At 70.1% G+C, this 18,078-nt stretch carries 15 protein-coding genes; 8 read left to right on the plus strand and 7 right to left on the minus strand.

The features are described from left to right. Position 1 precedes the first annotated feature (1 nt). On the plus strand, positions 2 to 1,483 hold the full coding sequence (locus tag ASF41_RS04180) for a UdgX family uracil-DNA binding protein (RefSeq protein WP_056491039.1): 1,482 nt from the start codon (positions 2 to 4) through the stop codon (positions 1,481 to 1,483). 4 nt (positions 1,484 to 1,487) lie between these two features. On the opposite strand, the gene ybaL is transcribed toward ASF41_RS04180, so the two are convergent. After that, complete coding sequence (ybaL, locus tag ASF41_RS04185; protein ID WP_056491041.1) at positions 1,488 to 3,302, minus strand: YbaL family putative K(+) efflux transporter; 1,815 nt, start codon at positions 3,300 to 3,302, stop codon at positions 1,488 to 1,490. A 346-nt stretch (positions 3,303 to 3,648) separates the two neighbouring features. On the opposite strand from ybaL, the gene ASF41_RS04190 reads away from it, so the two are divergent. The 5 genes from ASF41_RS04190 (at position 3,649) to ASF41_RS04210 (ending at position 9,768) form a co-directional block, all read left to right on the plus strand. Beyond that, complete coding sequence (locus ASF41_RS04190) at positions 3,649 to 4,806, plus strand: YihY/virulence factor BrkB family protein (protein WP_056491044.1); 1,158 nt, start codon at positions 3,649 to 3,651, stop codon at positions 4,804 to 4,806. 45 nt (positions 4,807 to 4,851) lie between these two features. Beyond that, positions 4,852 to 5,148, plus strand: coding sequence for a nucleotidyltransferase family protein (locus ASF41_RS04195; protein ID WP_056491047.1), 297 nt, complete (start codon positions 4,852 to 4,854; stop codon positions 5,146 to 5,148). Beyond that, complete coding sequence (locus ASF41_RS04200; RefSeq protein ID WP_056491050.1) at positions 5,138 to 5,482, plus strand: DUF86 domain-containing protein; 345 nt, start codon at positions 5,138 to 5,140, stop codon at positions 5,480 to 5,482. Before ASF41_RS04195 ends, ASF41_RS04200 begins: the two co-directional genes overlap by 11 nt. Before the next feature lie 48 nt (positions 5,483 to 5,530). After that, complete coding sequence (gene polA, locus ASF41_RS04205; protein WP_056491052.1) at positions 5,531 to 8,623, plus strand: DNA polymerase I; 3,093 nt, start codon at positions 5,531 to 5,533, stop codon at positions 8,621 to 8,623. Between the two features lie 428 nt (positions 8,624 to 9,051). Further along, the gene (locus ASF41_RS04210) at positions 9,052 to 9,768 is read left to right on the plus strand and encodes a DUF4142 domain-containing protein (RefSeq protein WP_056214300.1); all 717 of its coding nucleotides are present in this window, start codon (positions 9,052 to 9,054) and stop codon (positions 9,766 to 9,768) included. Positions 9,769 to 9,845: 77 nt separating this feature from the next. On the opposite strand, the gene gph is transcribed toward ASF41_RS04210, so the two are convergent. Continuing rightward, on the minus strand, positions 9,846 to 10,526 hold the full coding sequence (gph, locus tag ASF41_RS04215) for a phosphoglycolate phosphatase (protein ID WP_056491055.1): 681 nt from the start codon (positions 10,524 to 10,526) through the stop codon (positions 9,846 to 9,848). A 311-nt stretch (positions 10,527 to 10,837) separates the two neighbouring features. Between gph and ASF41_RS04220 the strand changes: the two genes are divergently transcribed. Together ASF41_RS04220 and ASF41_RS04225 are read left to right on the plus strand one after the other, a co-directional pair. Beyond that, positions 10,838 to 11,359, plus strand: a complete 522-nt coding sequence (locus ASF41_RS04220; RefSeq protein ID WP_056491058.1) for a GcrA family cell cycle regulator — start codon at positions 10,838 to 10,840, stop codon at positions 11,357 to 11,359. Between the two features lie 89 nt (positions 11,360 to 11,448). Then, a complete protein-coding gene (locus ASF41_RS04225; RefSeq protein ID WP_056277091.1) occupies positions 11,449 to 11,691 on the plus strand; it encodes a hypothetical protein in 243 nt (80 codons plus the stop codon). Between the two features lie 7 nt (positions 11,692 to 11,698). Here ASF41_RS04225 and ASF41_RS04230 read toward each other — a convergent pair whose 3' ends face one another. The 5 genes from ASF41_RS04230 to ftsZ form a co-directional block, all read right to left on the minus strand. Continuing rightward, positions 11,699 to 11,908 carry a hypothetical protein gene (locus ASF41_RS04230; protein ID WP_156389702.1) on the minus strand — a complete coding sequence of 70 codons (210 nt, stop codon included), beginning with the start codon at positions 11,906 to 11,908 and terminating at the stop codon, positions 11,699 to 11,701. A gap of 114 nt (positions 11,909 to 12,022) precedes the next feature. Then, positions 12,023 to 13,696 (minus strand): DNA repair protein RecN, encoded by a 1,674-nt coding sequence (gene recN, locus ASF41_RS04235; protein WP_056491061.1) that lies wholly within the window; start codon positions 13,694 to 13,696, stop codon positions 12,023 to 12,025. Positions 13,697 to 13,838: 142 nt separating this feature from the next. Next, on the minus strand, positions 13,839 to 14,723 hold the full coding sequence (locus tag ASF41_RS04240; protein WP_056491064.1) for an outer membrane protein assembly factor BamD: 885 nt from the start codon (positions 14,721 to 14,723) through the stop codon (positions 13,839 to 13,841). A 221-nt stretch (positions 14,724 to 14,944) separates the two neighbouring features. After that, positions 14,945 to 15,892 (minus strand): UDP-3-O-acyl-N-acetylglucosamine deacetylase, encoded by a 948-nt coding sequence (lpxC, locus tag ASF41_RS04245; protein WP_056215976.1) that lies wholly within the window; start codon positions 15,890 to 15,892, stop codon positions 14,945 to 14,947. Between the two features lie 329 nt (positions 15,893 to 16,221). Next, positions 16,222 to 18,018: a cell division protein FtsZ gene (gene ftsZ, locus ASF41_RS04250; protein ID WP_056491066.1), complete on the minus strand. Its 1,797-nt coding sequence runs from the start codon at positions 18,016 to 18,018 to the stop codon at positions 16,222 to 16,224. Positions 18,019 to 18,078 lie beyond the last annotated feature (60 nt).

Below are 18,078 nucleotides of genomic sequence, written 5' to 3' on the forward strand. Positions count from 1 at the left end.
GATGGCGGGCGCACACCGATCGGCTCCTCCCTCCCCCGCGGAGGGGACAGGGTTCGGGCGCGGCGCGCTCGAAGCCGTCGACCTCTCCCCGGGCGCCGACCTCGAGGGCTTCCGGGCCGCGGCCCGTCGCCTCGCCGGCCGGGGCATCCCGCCGGAGCGGGTGCTGTGGTCCATCGGCGAAGCGTCCGGGCTGTTCGGGGCGCCGCCCCCCGCGCCCTCGGAGGAAGCTCCCTTGAGCCTGCCGCGCGGGGTGGGCGAGATGGTCGCCCGGGTGGTGCTGCACCGCGACCCTGAGCGCTACGCCCTGCTCTACGATCTGATCTGGCGCATCCAGCGCGGCGAGCGGCGTTTGCTGGAAATCTCGAGCGACCCGCTGGTCCATCGCCTGGAGCGGATGCGCAAGGCCATCGCCCGCGACCTGCACAAGATGCACGCCTTCCTGCGCTTCCGCCGCGTGGAGGGCGATGGGCCGGAGCGCTTCGTCGCCTGGTTCGAGCCGGACCACCACATCCTGGGGGCCGCGGCCCCGTTCTTCGTCGATCGCTTCCGCGGACTGGACTGGACCATCCTGACGCCGGAGGCCTCCGCCCGCTGGGACGGCGAGGTCCTCGCGTTCGGACCGCCAGGGCGACGCGAGGACGCACCGGCACAAGACGGATTCGAGGCCGGCTGGCGCGATTACTACGAGAGCACGTTTAACCCCGCCCGGACGAACCTCGCCGCGATGCGGGCGGAGATGCCGAAGAAGTACTGGCGCAACATGCCCGAGACCGCCGCCATTCCGGGCCTCGTCCGGCAGGCGGCGGCGCGGACCGGCGCCATGATCGAGAGGACGCCGCAGATGCCGGTCAAGCGCAATCCCGCCCGGGCCGTCGCGGCCATGGCGGACCAGGCCCCGGATTCGCTGGAGGCGCTCAACGCCCTCATCCGGCGCTCGGAGCCGCTGGTCCCCGGCGCGACCCAGGCCGTCCTCGGCGAAGGACCGCTGGGCGCGTCCATCGCCTTCGTGGGTGAGCAGCCGGGCGACCAGGAGGACCGCCAGGGGCGCCCCTTCGTCGGCCCAGCCGGGCAACTGCTCTCACGGGCGATGGCCGAGGCCGGGATCGCGCGAGGCGAAGCCTACCTCACCAATGCGGTCAAGCACTTCAAATTCGAGGAGCGGGGCAAGCGCCGCATCCACCAGAAGCCCACCGCCGGCGAGGTCAGCCACTATCGCTGGTGGCTCGACCGGGAGCTCGATTTCGTCGCGCCGAAGCTCGTGGTGGCGCTCGGCGCCACCGCCGTGCTGGCGCTGACGGGCAAACAGATCCCGATCACCCGGGCGCGCGGCCCGGCGGATTTCGAAAAACCCTATGCGGGGTTCATCACCGTGCACCCGTCCTACCTGCTGCGCCTGCCGGACGAGGCGAAGGCGGAGGCCTACGCGGCCTTCGTGGCCGATCTCCGCCGCGTCCACGACCTCGGGCGCTCCCTGGCCGCCTGACGCCTCACGCCCCCTCCTCCTTGTGGGGGCGCAGCTCCGGCGTGACCTGGTCGATCGCGGTCGCGATGGGGGCGGAGCGGCTCTCGACCCGGGTGCTGTCGACGAAGATGCGGGCCTCGCCCTCCTTCAGGCCGAGGCTGCGCAGGGCGTAGAGGGTCATGCCGAAGGCCAGTTCGCGCTCGGCCATCAGCACGAGTCCGACGCCCTGCTCCTCGAAGTGGCGGCGCTCGCCGTCGTTGTGGGTGCGCACCAGGGTGTCGATGCCCGGATGGATCTCCCGGGCGAGTTCGACGATGCGCCGCGTCGTGTGGGCCTCCGGTGTCGCGACCACGATCAGGCGGGCCTGGGCGATGTCGGCGGCCTGCAGGATGCCCGGCGCCGTGGCGTCGCCGAACACCGCCTCGATGCCCTCCTGGCGCAACTCCAGGACCCGGCGGCGGTCGCGGTCGAGGACGATGTAGGGCAGGTCCCAGGCCTTGAGCGCCTGGCCGATGGTACTGCCGACCCGACCATAGCCGATGAGGATCGCGTGGCCCCGATGCGGCGGGCTCTCGCTGGTGACCGCCAGGGCCGCGGCGCCCTGGCGCTCGAAGCGGGCGGCGAGGGCCGGACGCTCGGCGACCTTGCGGCCGACCCAGTCGGTGAGCGCAAAGAACAGCGGGTTGAGGGTGATCGACAGGATGGCGCCGCCGAGGATGAGGTCGCGCCCCTCCTCCGGCAGGAGCTTCAGGGATAGGCCGAGACTGACGAGGATGAACGAGAACTCGCCGATCTGGGCGAGGCTCGCCGCGATGGTCAGCGCGGTGCCCAGCGGATGCCGGAAGGCCAGCACGATCGCCACCGCCGCCAGGGACTTGCCGATGAGGATGACGCCGAGCACCGCCAGCACCGAGAGCGGCTCGCGGATCAGGATGCCGGGGTCGAACAGCATGCCGACCGAGACGAAGAACAGCACCGCGAAGGCGTCCTGCAGCGGCAGGGAATCGGCCGCCGCCTGATGGCTGAGGTCGGATTCGGCGAGCACCATGCCGGCGAAGAAGGCGCCGAGCGCGAACGAGACGCCGAAGAGCTCCGCCGAACCGAAGGCGATGCCGAGCGCCAGGGCCAGCACCGCCAGGGTGAAGAGCTCGCGCGAGCCCGTGCGTGCCGCCTGGTCGAGGAGCCAGGGCACGAAGCGGCGCCCGCCCACCAGCATCACGGCGGCGAAGATCCCGACCTTGGCCAGCGTCAGCCCCAGGGTCAGCCAGATGTTGCCGTCCCCGGCATGGTGCGCGACGCCCGCCCCGTCGCCCCCGAGGGAGGGGGCCAGCGCCGGCAGCAGCACGAGGGCCAGCACCATGGCCAGATCCTCGACGATGAGCCAGCCCACCGCGATGCGGCCCTTGTCGCTGTCGAGGAGCCGACGCTCCTCGAGCGCCCGCAGCAGCACCACCGTGCTCGCCACCGACAGGGCAAGGCCGAAGACGAGCCCCGCCCCGAGGCCCCAGCCCCAGGCCAGCGCCAGCGCGCCGCCCATGGCGGTGGCCGCCAGGATCTGCACGATGGCGCCCGGCAGCGCGATGGTGCGCACCGCCATCAGGTCCTTGATCGAGAAATGCAGGCCGACGCCGAACATCAGCAGGATCACGCCGATCTCGGCGAGCTGGCCGGCGAGCTGGCTGTTGCCCACGAAGCCCGGCGTGTAGGGGCCGACGAGGACGCCCGCGAGGAGGTAGCCCACGAGGGGCGGCAGGCGCAGGCGCTGCGCCAGCATTCCGCACACGAAGGCCAGCACGAGGCCGAGGGCGATGATGGCGATCAGCTCTGTCGCGTGCGGCACGGGTCGGGAGTCTCCGGGTCGAGGTTTTGGGGTCGAGGTCTGAGGCTCCCTCGGCCGTGCCGCGTGGCGCCCGGGAGGGCAAGCCGCGATCGGCCCTCACGTCCAGGCTGGCCCCGAAATTCCGCACCGCGGGTCGCTTCGCGTGCCCCGACGCACAACGTCGGCCCTCGGACGGGGGTTTCGCGGAATAAATCCGGCTGGGCCGCCGCGTCGCCCGCGCTCGCTTTTCCGTGAACCGGAAGGAAACTCTTGGCCGTCACCTCCCGTTGTCGAACCAACGTTTGTTGCGTCGAGCAACGCCAGCATCACCTTGCGATTACGATTCCTTCGGCGGAACGGACGATCGATGACCTCACCGAACGAGCATTCGACTGCACCCAATGCAGTCGAGACCCGAAACTCGACCCTCTGGACCGTGGCCCTCGCCACCGCACTTCTCGGCTTCGTCGCGCTCCCGCGTCGGGCCGGAGGGACGGCACCGGCCCGGGCGATGCCGAAGGATCCGACCCGCCAGCCCTCCCCGTCCCATGCCGGCACCGAGGCCCGCCGGGTGGCCAGCGCCGAGCCCGAGCGCGGCCGCGGCGCGCGCACGCCGTCCGACATCCCGGCGAAGGGCTGGAAGGATATCGGGATGCGGGCGTTCCACGACGTCTCGGAGAACAACATCGTTTCGGTCGCAGCCGGCGTGACCTTCTACGTGCTCCTGGCGATCTTCCCCGCCATCGCCGCCCTGGTCTCGTGCTACGGGCTCGTGGCGGACGTGGCCACCATCAACGAGCACCTGCAGAGCCTGCAGGGTGTCATCCCCTCCGGGGCCCTCGACATCGTCGGCGAGCAGGTCAAACGCATCGCCGCCAAGGGCGACACCACCCTCGGCTTGACCTTCTTCACCGGCATCGTGCTGTCGCTGTGGAGCGCCAACGGCGGCATGAAGGCGGTCTTCTCCGCCCTGAACATCGTCTACGAGGAACGCGAGACGCGCAGCTTCGTCTGGCTCAACCTGCGCTCGCTGGCCTTCACGGGCGGCGCGCTGCTGTTCATCATCCTGGCGCTGGTCGGGATCGTGGTGGTGCCGGCGGCGATCAACATCATCGGGCTGAGTTCGGAGGCCTGGTACATCGCCCTGCTGCGCTGGCCGGTGCTCCTCGCCGCGGTGCTCGGCGGCCTCGCCCTTCTCTACCGCTACGGCCCGAGCCGCGACGCCCCGCGCTGGCGCTGGGTGACCTGGGGCAGCGCCCTGGCCGCCGTGGCCTGGCTCATCACCTCGCTGGGCTTCTCCTGGTATGTGGCCAATTTCGGCAAGTACAACGAGACCTACGGCTCGCTGGGTGCCGTGATCGGCTTCATGACCTGGATCTGGATCTCCACCACGATCGTGCTCATCGGCGCCGAGATCAACGCCGAGATGGAGCACCAGACCAGGGCCGATACCACCCGCGGCCCCGAGCAGCCGCTCGGCACCCGCGACGCCCGGATGGCCGATACGGTGGGGGCGGCGACGTGAGGGGGAGCCCTTCAGCTCAGGTCTGATTTCGAGTACGGTCGCGGTATGGATCGCAGCACCGCCCTCGAGATTCTTCGCGCGTACGAGGCCGAGTTGCGCGAACGGGGCGTTCTGCATGCCGCCCTATTCGGTTCCGTCGCGCGTGGCGAGGCGCATGCGGCAAGCGACCTCGATGTCATGATCGACATCGACGAGACCACCATCCGGGATGTCTACGGGTACGTCGGCGTCGTCGGGTTCATCGCCGATCTGTTCCCTGTCGAAGTGGATGTCGCAACCCGCTCGATGCTGAAGCCTCACGTACGCCCCGGAGCCGAGCGCGACGCGATCCATGCTTTCTGAGCGGGGCCGCCGCGCCCTGCTCGGCATCATCGAAAATGTTAAAGCGGCTCAGGATTTCACTGTGGACCTGAGCTTCGAAGATTTCGCCAGCAACCGGCTTCTACTCTACGGCGTGACGCGCTGCCTGGAGATCATCTCGGAGGCGAGTCGGCGCGTCGACGAGGAAACCCGACTCCGGAACGTCCATATCCCATGGCGGCAGATCGCGGACTCGGGGAACGTCTATCGGCATCGATATGAGCGTGTCTCGGCAAAGCTTCTGTGCGGGACCGTCCATGAGGCATTGCCTGACCTACTCACGGTATGCCGGAACGAATTACGGGCCGACCAATGATCTTCGCGGCGACGTCGCCATTTCCCCCCTCCTTTCGTTGATCGATCGATGACCGCTGCCTCCTCCGAAAAGCCCGTCGGCCCCGGCGATCAGCTCATCCTGGTCGACGGCTCTTCGTTCATTTTTCGCGCTTATTTTCAATCGATCAACCAAGACCAGAAGTACAACACCCGGCCGTCGGACGGCCTGCCCACCGGGGCGGTGCGGCTGTTCTGCACCAAGATCGCCCAGTTCGTGCAGGAGGGCGCGGCCGGGGTGATGCCGACGCATCTGGCCATCGTGTTCGACAAGTCGGAGGGCTCGTTCCGCAAGGAGCTGTTTCCCGACTACAAGGGCCACCGGCCGGACGCGCCGGACGACCTCAAGCGGCAGATGCCGCTGATGCGCGACGCCGTGCGGGCCTTCGGCCTGCAGCCGATCGAGCTCATCCGCTACGAGGCCGACGACCTCATCGCCACCTATTCGCGCCAGGCCGAGGCGCGGGGCGCCGGCGTCATCATCGTGTCCTCTGACAAGGACCTGATGCAGCTCGTCGGCCCCCTGGTGCGGTTCTACGACTTCGAGTCCGGCGCCAAGGGCAAGCCCGGCTACCGGCCCGAGCGCAACCTCGACCGCGAGGCGATCATCGCCAAGTGGGAGGGCCTCACCCCCGAGCAGATCGGCGACGCCCTGGCGCTGATCGGCGACACCTCGGACAACGTGCCGGGCGTGCCCGGCATCGGCCTGAAGACGGCGGCCGCGCTCATCAAGGAATACGGCAGCCTCGACGCGCTGCTCGATCGCGCCGCCGAGATCAAGCAGCCCAAGCGCCGCGAGACCCTGCTCGCCAGCATCGAACAGGCCCGGCTCTCGCGAAAGCTGGTGGCGCTGGAGGAGAATGTGCCCCTCCCGGTGCCGCTGGACGACCTGCGCCTGCCCAAGCCCGATCCGCAGAAACTCGTCGGCTTCCTCAAGGCGATGGAGTTCAACACCCTGACCCGGCGCATCGCCCAGATGCTCCACGTGGACCCGGAGGCGGTGCAGCCCGACCCGGCGCTGCTGCCGAACCGCGAGCCCGCGCCCGACGCCCCGTTCTTCCCCGATGCCCACGGTGATCCCGTGCCGGTCGATCCCGAGACCGCGTCCGGCGCGCCGAGCGGCGAGGTCGATCCCTTCGCCGATCTCGGCCTGCCCGACGTCGCGCCCAAGCCCCGCGGCCCCTCCGAGCCGACCCCCGCCGGCCTCGTGGCGGCGCGGGCGGCGGAGGCGGTGAAGCCCTTCGACACGGCCGCCTACGAGACGATTCAGTCCGTCGAGCAACTCGACGCCTGGATCGCCGAGGCCGAGGAGGCCGGCGTCATCGCCGTCGACACCGAGACGGATTCGCTGGACGCCAACCACGCCAACCTCGTGGGCGTCTCCCTCTGCGTCGCCCCGGGACGGGCGGCCTACATCCCGCTCCGGCACCAAGAGCCCGTCAAGGGCGCGGACGGAGACCTGTTCGGCGACGCCAAGGCGGCCTCGGAGGCGTTCCAGCCGGCGGCGGGCCAGATCGACGCGAAGGTGGTGCTCGAGCGCCTGAAGCCGCTTCTTGAAAATCCCGGCGTGCTGAAGGTCGGCCAGAACCTGAAATACGATCTCGCCGTCCTGTTCCGCTACGACATCCGCGTGACGCCCTTCGACGACACCATGCTGATCTCCTACGTGCTCGATGCCGGCAAGGGCGGACACGGCATGGACGAGCTCGCCCGCCGCCACCTCGGACACCAGCCCATCACCTTCTCGGACGTGGCCGGCACCGGCCGGGCCAAGATCACCTTCGACCGGGTGGCGCTGGACAAGGCCACCGCCTACGCGGCCGAGGATGCCGACGTCACCCTGCGCCTCTGGCGGATGATGAAGCCGCGGCTCGTGGCCGAGAAGCGCGTCGCCGTCTACGAGACCCTGGAGCGCCCACTGGTGCCGGTGATCGCTCGGATGGAGGGGCAGGGCATCCGCGTCGACCGCAACATGCTGAGCCGCCTGTCCGGCGACTTCTCCCAGATCCTGGTGCGCCTGGAGGAGGAGATCCAGGAGGATGCGGGCGAGAGATTCCAGGTCTCTTCGCCCAAGCAGATCGGCGACATCCTGTTCGGCAAGATGGGCTTGCCCGGCGCCAAGAAGACGCCCTCGGGCCAGTGGGCGACGCCCGCGACCCTGCTCGAGGAGCTGGCCCAGGCCGGGCACCCGCTGCCGAAGAAGATCCTCGAATGGCGCCAGCTCGCCAAGCTGAAATCCACCTACACGGACTCGCTGCAGCAGCATGCGGACCGCGAGACCGACCGGGTCCACACCTCGTTCTCGTTGGCCGCCACCACCACCGGCCGGCTCTCCTCCTCCGAGCCGAACCTGCAGAACATCCCGATCCGCACGGAAGAAGGGCGCCGCATCCGCCGCGCCTTCGTGGCGGCGGAGGGCAACCGCCTGATCTCAGCCGATTACAGCCAGATCGAACTGCGCCTCCTCGCCCACATCGCCGACATCCCGCAGCTGCGCCAGGCCTTCGCGGACGGCATCGACATCCACGCGGCCACCGCCAGCGCGATGTTCGGCGTGCCGCTCGCCGAGATGACGCCGGACCTGCGCCGGCGTGCCAAGACCATCAATTTCGGCATCATCTACGGCATCTCGGCCTTCGGCCTCGCCGACCGCCTCGGCATCGGCCGCGAGGAGGCCGGGGCCTTCATCAAGCAGTATTTCGAACGCTTCCCCGGCATCCGCGCCTATATCGACGACACCAAGCGCCGCTGCCGCGACCTCGGCTACGTCACCACCCTGTTCGGCCGGGTCTGCCACTACCCGCAGATCCGCTCGAACAACCCCAACGAGCGCGCCTCCGTCGAGCGTCAGGCCATCAACGCCCCGATCCAGGGCTCGGCCGCCGACATCATCCGCCGGGCGATGATCCGCATGGAGGAAGCGCTCCGGGCCGAGCGCCTCAACGTGCGCATGCTCCTGCAGGTGCACGACGAACTCGTGTTCGAGGCGCCCGAGGACGAGGTCGAGAAGGCCCTGCCGGTGATCACCCGCATCATGGTCGACGCCCCCGCCCCCGCCCTGACCCTGCGGGTGCCCCTGGTGGTCGAGGCCCGGGCCGCGCTGAACTGGGAGGAAGCGCACTGAGAGGTGCCTCGCGCCGCCTCCGCCTCGGGTCCGGCCGAGGCCGGCGGCGAGATCGGCGACACGGACCAGGAGCCGGTTCGGCGGCGATCCGTACGACGGGCCAGGCCCCCCGGTTGATCCGCAGCTGCCGCGCGACGGTCGGTCCGTCGAACCGGTAGTGGACCATGGCGTCCGAGTCGCCGGTCTCGATCGTAGAGGGCGGCGCGCTGCGGTGCCCCGCGCCGGCGGACGCGACATCCGGCGGGCGCACCGGCATCCCCCCTCGGGGAACGGCGCCGCTTTAAAGTCGGGCCGACGGAATGACACCCCTCCGAACGCAATGCTCCAATGCGACGCAGGGTGGAACGCCCGCTTGGGCCGCGTGTTGCCGCACCGCAAACGATCAACAAGAACGGCGCCGTGCGGGCGCCCCGGAAAGAGACCCTGCCATGACCAAGTCCCTCCTCGCCGCCCTCGGCCTGTCGGTCGCCGCCCTCGCCACTCCGGCGCTCGCCCAGGAGCCCCTGTCGTTCCGCGTCGCGCCGCAATTCGGCGACAACCAGCCAACCGTGACCGACACCTCCGACTTCCGCGCCGCGGCGCTGCGCTCGGATGCCGTCAGCATCGAGTCGAGCCGCATCGCTCTGGAGCGCTCGCGCAACCCGCGCGTCCGTCAGTACGCCCACAACGTTCTGGTCGAGCGTAAGGCCACCACCCAGGCGCTGCTGCCCGAGGGCACCTCGCTGACCGCCGGCGGCACCGTCGTGTCCGACACCCAGCCCTTCGAGACCCGCCTCGACAACCCGATCGGCGTCGTCCTCGCCCCGGTGACGATCTCGGCCACCATCGCCCAACGCGTCGTGGGCGGCGTCCTCGGCGGCGTCGGCCTCGTCGACAACAGCCCCTCGGAGCCGGGCCGCCGCGTCGCCATCGGCGCCGAGGGCCAGGGCCGCATCGACCGTCTGAAGTCCGCCCGCGCGGGCCGCGACTTCGACCGCACCTACGTCGACCAGCAGGCCAACTCGGACGCCCGCACCCTCGGCCTCTACGCCTCCTACGCCCGCAACGGCGACAACGCGCAGGGTCGTGAGTTCGCCAACCAGGCGCTGCCGTACATCGCCGGCGAGCACGCCCACTCCGCCAACCTCGCCGACCGGATCAACTGACCGGCACGCCACGTCGGAATGAGAGAGGGCCGCCCCGTGGGGCGGCCCTTTTTCGTGGTCCGCAACCGTTGCCCGCATCAGGCGGCGGGGAGAAGGGCCTCCACGGCGGCGCCGAGATCGTCGAAATGGGCGATAACTCGGTCCGGGCCGAGCTCCGTCACGGGCAGGTCGGTGTAGCCGAAGGGCACCGCCACCACCGGGATCCCGGCAGCCTTGGCGGCATCGATGTCGGCGCGGGAATCCCCCACCATCACGGCCCGGGCCGGATCGCCGCCGGCACGCTCGACGGTCAGGGTGATGTGGCGCGGATCCGGCTTGAAGTACGGGAAGGTCTCGCGGCCGCAGATGGTCGCGAAGCGGTCGGCCACCCCGAGGAGTTCGAGGAGGCGCACGGCCTGGCCCTCGTACTTGTTGGTGCAGACGGCGAGGAGGAAGCCGCGGGCCCGCAGGGCGTCCAGAGCATCGACCACGCCGGGGAACAGGTGCGACTGCTCGCAGAGATGGTCGCCGTAATGGGCGATGAAGTCCGAGAACAGCGCCTCCAGCCGCTCGGTCGACAGCGGCTCGCCGGCCGTGGTGAAGCCACGCTGGATCAGGGCCTTGGCACCTGCCCCGATCATGTCCCGGGCCTGTTCGAGGGGCAGGGCCTGGAGCCCCTCGCGGCGCAGGATCACGTTCAGGGTGCCGATCAGGTCGCCGGCGGTCTCGGCCAGGGTTCCGTCGAGGTCGAAGACGGCGATGGGCGGCAGGGCGGTCATGAACACTCGCAGGGGGTCAGGGGGCGGACGGGAGGGCACGGAGCCGCCGCTCTAGCTTATCCGGGACGTACGGGCGAGGCCGGCCGGCGCGCGGCAGCTCGGCCTTTGCCGGTGGACAGGTGAGCAGGGTGCCGGGGCCTGATCCTGCCCGCACTTGCCTCGGCGTCTCGGCGTCCTGTACGGTTCGCACATCGACGGCCGGGGGGCCGCTGTCCTTCCTGCGATGACGGTCTTGATCTCGGCGCCGCAGGCCCGGTGCAGGGGCGTCACGTGAGCCGAACGGACGGAAGCGGGCGATTTCGGAGGGGGCTATGACGGAAACGGTCCCGGGTTGGTCGGACGAGCGGGTCGATCTCCTGCGCCGGCTGTGGGAGGATGGCCTGAGCGCCAGCCAGATCGCGACGCAGCTCGGCGGCGTGACCCGCAACGCAGTGATCGGCAAGGTCCACCGGCTCGGCCTGTCGGGCCGCGTCAAGGCGGCCGAGACGCCCGGCGTATCGCCCCGCAAGGTCGTGCGCGAGCCGGAGCTGGAGGTCGTGCCGCCCGCGATCGTGGCCCCGGACCTCGACGATGCTCCCGTTGCCTTCGCGGCTCCCGCAGCCGCACCGGCCGTGGTGCCGCCCGTGGCCCTGACGATCTCCCGTCGCGTGACGATCATGGACCTGCGGGAATCGATGTGCCGGTGGCCCATCGGCGATCCGACCTCGCCCGACTTCCACTACTGCGGCGACCGCTCGATCACCGGCCTGCCCTACTGCACCGCCCACGCACAGATCGCCTACCAGCCGGCCGCCGAGCGCAAGCGAGACCGGCGCGTCGGCGGCTTTCGCTGATCCGTCGCGCGCGAACGCGGCACGGTTTCGGGACTTCGCGCGTTGATCTTCGTCGCCGGTCCCCGACCGGCGAGAGAAGGTGACGAGCCGTGACGGAGCCGACGACTGCCATCGATGCCGACGAGGCCGCCTTCCTCGACCTGCATGCGCAGCGCGAGGATCTGGAACGCCAATTGTCGTTGGTGCAGTTGCGCCGCCAGTTCGGCCCGGGCCAAGTGGCCGTGGACCAGGCCGCCGACGACGAGAAGGTGTTGCTCCTCAGCCTCGACCGCGTCCTCACCCAGATCCGCGCCGCCGAGTACAAGCGGCAGCCAAATGCGCGGCGCTGGTAGTAGACCCCTAGTCGAGCCGCCGCAGGTCCCGCTCCTTGTGCCGCAGGCGCAGGAGGAGATCGATCTGGCTGTCCGGGATCGGCAGGGTGTCGCAGGTTTCTTCGTAGATCGATCGTAGCGCGGTTCCAAGACGGTACCGCGTGTCGTCGGGCAGGTTGGGCTGACACGCATGCGTCGTGTCCTCCCGCATCTCGCCGTCGCAAACTCTCTGGTCCAACGTCTCAGTCCCTCGTTCGAGCGATCCAACGCCGGCGCCGAAATGGAGCACACTCGCCGTTCAACGAGTGTCGCCCAACATGGTTAAGGAACCGTTAAAGGCCGCGCCGCGCCGCTACGGTGAGACGTCGGCCGCCTGAAGCAGGCGCGCAGCCGCGGCCCGGGCCTCGTCGGTCACCGTCGCGCCGGCCAGCATCCGGGCGATCTCCTCGCGACGCGCGGGAGCTTCGAGGGAGGCGACCCGGGTGGCGACCCGGTCGCTGCCCTTCACGGGGTCCTTGGCGATCAGGAAGTGCGTCTCCGCCCGCGCCGCCACCTGCGGCGCGTGAGTCACAGCCACCACCTGGACCCGAGTGGAGAGGCGCCCAAGCCGGGCGCCGATCGCATCCGCCACCGCCCCGCCGACGCCGGTGTCGATCTCGTCGAAGATCAAGGTCGGCGCGGACCCCTTGTCGGCGAGCACAACCTTCAGGGCGAGCATGAAGCGCGAGAGTTCGCCGCCCGAGGCGACCTTCATCATCGGCCCCGGGCGCGTGCCGGGATTGGTCTGGGCCCAGAACTCCACGCGGTCGTAGCCGGACGGATCGCGGGAGTCCGGATCGGTGGCGATCTCGGTGATGAAGCGGGCGCGCTCCAGCTTGAGCGGAGGCAGCTCGGCCTTCACCGCCGCGTCGAGGGCCTTGGCCGCGCGCTTGCGGCCCTCCGTGAGCTTGGCCGCGGCCTTCGCGTAGGCGGCCTCGGCCGCGGCGAGCGTCGCCTCCAGGCCGCCGAGGGCTTCCTCGCCGGCGTCGATCGCCGCGACGTCCGCGGCGTAGCGCGCGCGCAGGGCCGCGAGGTCGTCCACCGGCACCTGGTATTTCCGCGAGGCGGCCCGAAGCGCGAACAGCCGCTCCTCCACCCGCTCCAGCTCGCGCGGATCGAACTCCGCCTCGCGCAGGGCCACGTCGAGGATGGTGTGGGCCTCGTCGAGGGCGGTCAGGGCGGTGTCGAGGGCGGCGACGCAGGGCTCGACCAGGGCCGGCAGCTGCGCCGCCCGGCGCTCCAGCTTGCGCAGGGCGGAGGAGAGATGGGAAACGATGGGACCGCCCGAAGCCTCGATCGCCTCGTTCAGCTCGCGCGCGACCTTCTCGCTCTGCTGCATCACCGTGCGGCGCTCGGCCAGGGTGGTCTCCTCGCCCGGCTCCGGCGCGAGGGTTTCGAGCTCCGCCACGGCATGACGCAGGAAATCGGATTCCTTGGCAGCGGCTTCGACCCGGGCCCGGTGCTCGGACAGGGCGGAGCGGGCGCCCTTCACGCGCTTGGCCGCCTCGGCGACCTGAACCAGTGGGCCCTGCAGGCCCCCGAAGGCGTCCAGGATGGCGCGGTGTGTGGTGGGATCGGCCAGGGCCCGGTCGTCGTGCTGCCCGTGGATCTCCACGAGGGCCGCGCCGATGGCCCGTAGGACCTGGACGCCGACGGCCTGGTCGTTGACGAAGGCGCGCGTGCGCCCGTCCGCCATCTGCACGCGACGCAGGATGAGATCGCCCTCGGTGTCGATTTCCGCCTCGGCGGCGAGCGCCCGGGCCGGATGATCGAGGGGCACGTCGAACACGGCCGTGACGGCGCCCTGCCCCTCCCCGTGACGCACGAGGCGGCCGTCGCCGCGGCCGCCGAGGGCCAGCGCGAAGGCGTCGAGCAGGATCGACTTGCCTGCGCCCGTCTCGCCGGTGAGGACGCTGAGGCCCTCGCGGAAATTCAGGACGAGCTTGTCGATGAGAACGATGTCGCGGATCGCGAGCTGGCTCAGCATGCCGCGTCTGAGGTCCCGTTGTGAAGCCTGGCGCTGTCCTTACGGCGAAGTGCCGCCGGCTTCACGCAAAAAGATGCCGCCCCCACCGGGAGCGGCCAAGCGGCGCTCGGATCGCCGAACGGGCGCCGGAGCGGCGCCGGGATTACTGGGCCTCGGCGGTGCGCCCGATGACGCCGCGATAGACCTTGCTGATCCACGAGGTCTTCTCCTCGCGCGGCTCGAGACCCCCGTTCTGCAGGAGCGCGTGGGCATCCTTGTACCAGGGGCTGTCGGGGAAGTTGTGGCCGAGTACGGCGGCGGAGGTCTGGGCCTCCTGGGTCAGGCCGAGGGCCATGTAGGCCTCAGTCAGGCGCTCCAGGGCCTCTTCGGCGTGACGGGTCGTCTGGTACTTGCTGACCACGTCGCGGAACCGGTTGATCGCGGCCGGGAAGTTGCGGCGCTCGAGGTAGAAGCGCCCGACCTCCATCTCCTTGCCGGCGAGCTGGTCTCGCGTGATCTGGATCTTGGCCTTGGCGTCGGCCGCGTATTCGGAGGTCGGGTACTTCTGGACGAGCTCCTGCAGGCCGGCGAGCGCCTTCTCGGAGCGGTCCTGGTCGCGGGTCACGTCGGGGATCTGCTTGTAGTGCGACATCGCCATCAGGTACTGGGCGTAGGCCGCGTCCTTGCTCGCCGGATGGCGCTGCAGGTAGCGCTTCGAGGCGTTGATCGCGTCGTCGTACTTCGCGCCCTCGTAATTTGCGTAGGCCGTCATCAGCAGCGCTTTGCGCGACCAGTCGGAATAGCTGTAGGCCTTGTCGAGTTCGCCGAACTTCTTCGAGGCGCCCTCGTAGTCCTTGTCTTCCATCCGCGCCAAGCCCTCGCTGTAGAGCTTGTCGGCGGGAACATCCGGAACCACTTCCGGCTTGTACTTCTCGGCGAAGGGATTGATCGAGTCGAGGGCGTCGCATCCGCCGAGGCCGAGGCCGAGGCCGAGGACGGACACCAGCACGGCCGCCATCGCACCGCGGTTGGGATGAGTAAGGCGCATTCCGGTGTTCCCCCAACAGACGGGTCCGTTCTCGGACTCGCGTCGTCAAGCCATCACAAAGGTCGGTCGCGTGGCTGACGGCCTCATGCCACGATCCGGGTGCGCTGCACACCGGACGGACGTCCCGTTTCACGCTCGATTCACCGTGGAGCGCGATTTGGGCGCGAAAGCGGCGGGCGGGCCACGCCCTGGACAGAAACGACGGCTGTGTGTCGGTGGCGCTACAGATCGCCCACGAAGGCGGCGATGCCGAGGCTGGCGCCGAACTCGGTCAGGCTGGTCTCGCGGCGGGCGCCGGGAGCCTCGACGATGGCGTAGTTGGCGCGATCGGAGAACAGGGCGGTGAGGACGCCGACATTCATGCGGTGACCACCGCAATAGGAGCGGTAGCCGCCCTGGAGCGGGAGACCCGCGAGGGCGAGATCGCCCACGGCGTCGAGGAACTTGTGCCGGACGAACTCGTCGGCGTAGCGCAGGCCCTCGGGGTTCACGACGGCGGTCTCGCCGACCGCGACGGTGTTCTCGAGGGAGGCGCCGAGGGCGAAGCCCGCCTTCCAGTAGCGCTCGACGTCCCGCATCATGCCGAAGGTGCGGGCGCCGGCGATCTCGCGACGGTAGGCGGAGGGGGTGAGGTCCATCGCCTTGCGGCTCCGGCCGATCACCGGGTTCTCGAAATCGATCTCGACGTCGAGGCGGAAGCCCCGGTCGATGGGGCGGAGCTCGGCGAAGGCCCGGCCGACCTCAATGCGGACGGAGCGGAGGACCTTGATCCAGCGCTTGGCGGCGCCGCAGGTCGCGGTGCCCACGGCGTCGATGGCCTGGACGTAGGGGAGCGCGCTGCCGTCGAGGATGGGCATCTCGGGGCCGTCGATCTCGACAAGGACGTTGTCGATCCCGAGACCGTAGAGCGCCGACATCAGGTGCTCGATGGTGGCGACCGCGCCGCTCTCGACGTCACCGATGACGGTGCATAGCTCGGTGGCGGAGACGCAGGCGTGATGGGCCTTGATGAGCCGGTCGTTGCCGGTGGGCATTCCGGTGCGAAGGAAGGCGATGCCGTGGTTGGCGGGCGCCGGATGAAGCGTGATCTCGACCGGGTTCCCGGAATGGACGCCGATGCCGCTCAGGGTCGCGGGGGCTTTGAGTGTCGTCTGTTGGTTCGTTCGCATTCCATAGCCCTCGGCCGTGATCGGGCGCGCCCATCCCGTCGGGATGGGCCCTGCGCCCCTTGCGATCCGTCCGCTGCTTGAAGCCCCTGCCGGCGTCTGATGGCCGAAACCACCGCGCCTTGTCGTTCCAAAATTCGTATAGCCGCGCCTCCAAGGCAGGCCAAATCACGGATTCTTACGCTGTGTTACAGCCGCGGTTTCCACCAGCGAATCCGAATCTCGTTTTGGAATAACGGTTTAACAATAGGCATAGCCCGGAGCCGCGAGGCTCCGGGCCTGTGGCTGAAATATCTCAGCCTTGGCGTTGACGAGTCCGCCGGACCCCGGTTTCAGTTCGCCTGGCGGCGCAGGAAGGCCGGGATCTCGAGCTGGTCGTCGTCCATCATGCGGGCCTGGGGAGCGACGCGACCCTGAGGATCGAGGTTGCCCTGGGCCGGGCGGTAGGCCGGGGGAGCCTGCACGGGAGCGCGCTTGGCGTAGTCCGCGGGCGGGGCGGCCTGCGGGACCGGGGCGGCGGGCGCCCGCATCTGCGGAAGCGGCGCGGCCTCGACCTCCTCACGGCGTCCGCCGAAGCCCACCGTCGCGAGACGGCGCAGCAGCGTCATGCGCTTGGAATCGCCGGCCGGCTCGGCCGGCTGCTCCTCGCGGGCCCGGAGCTGGGCCTGGGCGGGAAGCGGCAGGTCCTGGATCTGCGGCATGCGCGGGGCGCGGGCCACGGCCACGGCCGGCCGGGGCGGCACGAACGGGCCGGCGGCATGCTGGGGCGCGGGCTCGGGGGCCGGCATCGGTGCGGGCTCGTAGGACATGGCGGCGCGCGGCTGGGTCTGCGTCAGCATCACCTCGTCGCGCATCACCGGGGCCTGGGGCAGCTCGACCCGCATCGGCTCGGGGGCGAGGGCCATCGGCTCGGGGGCGCGCAGGGCCTGCTGCACCGGAGCCTGGACTGGAGCGGCCTGGATCGGGGCGGCCTGCAGCGACGGCGGAGCGGCGGGCTGCGCGGCCGGGGCCGCTACGGCTCCGTCCTGTCCGACGGGGCGAAAGGTCGACGCGGGCTGTGCGGCCCGCGCCCTCGCTTCCGCACGCAGACGCTCGGCGACCTCGGCGATGCGCTGCTCGGTCTGGACGATGTCGGGGTTGTTCTGCGAGTTGGCGGCGATCAGCGCCGGCTCGATGCCGGTGGCGACCACGGACACCCGGATGATGCCGTCGAGGCTCTCGTCGAAGGTGGCGCCCAGGATGATGTTGGCGTCCGAATCGACCTCCTCGCGGATGCGGGTGGCGGCCTCGTCGAGCTCGTAGAGGGTGAGGTCGTTGCCGCCGGTGATCGAGATCAGCAGGCCGCGCGCGCCCTTCATCGAGACGTCGTCGAGGAGCGGGTTGGCGATGGCGGCCTCGGCGGCCCGGTTGGCGCGGTTCTCGCCCGAGGCCTCGCCGGTGCCCATCATGGCCTTGCCCATGCCGCGCATGATGGCCCGGACGTCGGCGAAGTCGAGGTTGATCAGGCCTTCCTTGACCATCAGGTCGGTGATGCAGGCGACGCCCGAGTACAGCACCTGGTCGGCCATCGCGAAGGCGTCGGCGAAGGTGGTCTTCTCGTTGGCGACCCGGAACAGGTTCTGGTTCGGGATGACGATCAGGGTGTCGACGGCGGCCTGGAGCTCCTGGATGCCGGCCTCGGCGGTGCGCATGCGGCGCACGCCCTCGAACTGGAACGGCTTCGTCACGACGCCGACGGTGAGGATGCCCATGTCACGGGCCGCACGGGCGATGACGGGGGCCGCGCCGGTGCCGGTGCCGCCGCCCATGCCGGCGGTGATGAAGCACATGTGGGCGCCGGAGAGCTGGTCACGGATCTCGTCGATGACCTCGTCGGCGGCGGCCGAGCCGACCTCGGGGTGCGAGCCGGCGCCGAGGCCCTGCGTCACGCCGAGGCCCATCTGGATCACGCGCTCGGCCTTCGAGGAGGTTAGCGCCTGGGCGTCGGTGTTGGCGACCACGAATTCGCAGCCCAGCAGGCCGGATTCGATCATGTTGTTGACGGCGTTGCCGCCGGCTCCGCCGACACCGAAGACGGTGATGCGGGGCTTGAGTTCCCGGATATCCGGCGCCTGCAGACTGATGGCCATGGTGTCGAGCCTCTCGTGCCTTTCACGTTTCGTTTGACGCCTCGGTTGAGGAAGGCGCCG

Origin of the sequence: Methylobacterium sp. Leaf111, assembly GCF_001423285.1 — a bacterium.
Taxonomy (GTDB): domain Bacteria; phylum Pseudomonadota; class Alphaproteobacteria; order Rhizobiales; family Beijerinckiaceae; genus Methylobacterium.

Bases quoted from the DNA above. Each gene is read 5' to 3' on its own strand.
- ASF41_RS04180 (WP_056491039.1), top strand. From the start codon at position 2: ATGGCGGGCGCACACCGATCGGCTCCTCCCTCCCCCGCGGAGGGGACA.
- ASF41_RS04190 (WP_056491044.1), top strand. From the start codon at position 3,649: ATGACCTCACCGAACGAGCATTCGACTGCACCCAATGCAGTCGAGACC.
- ASF41_RS04195 (WP_056491047.1), top strand. From the start codon at position 4,852: ATGGATCGCAGCACCGCCCTCGAGATTCTTCGCGCGTACGAGGCCGAG.
- ASF41_RS04200 (WP_056491050.1), top strand. From the start codon at position 5,138: ATGCTTTCTGAGCGGGGCCGCCGCGCCCTGCTCGGCATCATCGAAAAT.
- polA (WP_056491052.1), top strand. From the start codon at position 5,531: ATGACCGCTGCCTCCTCCGAAAAGCCCGTCGGCCCCGGCGATCAGCTC.
- ASF41_RS04210 (WP_056214300.1), top strand. From the start codon at position 9,052: ATGACCAAGTCCCTCCTCGCCGCCCTCGGCCTGTCGGTCGCCGCCCTC.
- gph (WP_056491055.1), bottom strand. From the start codon at position 10,526: ATGACCGCCCTGCCGCCCATCGCCGTCTTCGACCTCGACGGAACCCTG.
- ASF41_RS04220 (WP_056491058.1), top strand. From the start codon at position 10,838: ATGACGGAAACGGTCCCGGGTTGGTCGGACGAGCGGGTCGATCTCCTG.
- recN (WP_056491061.1), bottom strand. From the start codon at position 13,696: ATGCTGAGCCAGCTCGCGATCCGCGACATCGTTCTCATCGACAAGCTC.
- ASF41_RS04240 (WP_056491064.1), bottom strand. From the start codon at position 14,723: ATGCGCCTTACTCATCCCAACCGCGGTGCGATGGCGGCCGTGCTGGTG.
- lpxC (WP_056215976.1), bottom strand. From the start codon at position 15,892: ATGCGAACGAACCAACAGACGACACTCAAAGCCCCCGCGACCCTGAGC.
- ftsZ (WP_056491066.1), bottom strand. From the start codon at position 18,018: ATGGCCATCAGTCTGCAGGCGCCGGATATCCGGGAACTCAAGCCCCGC.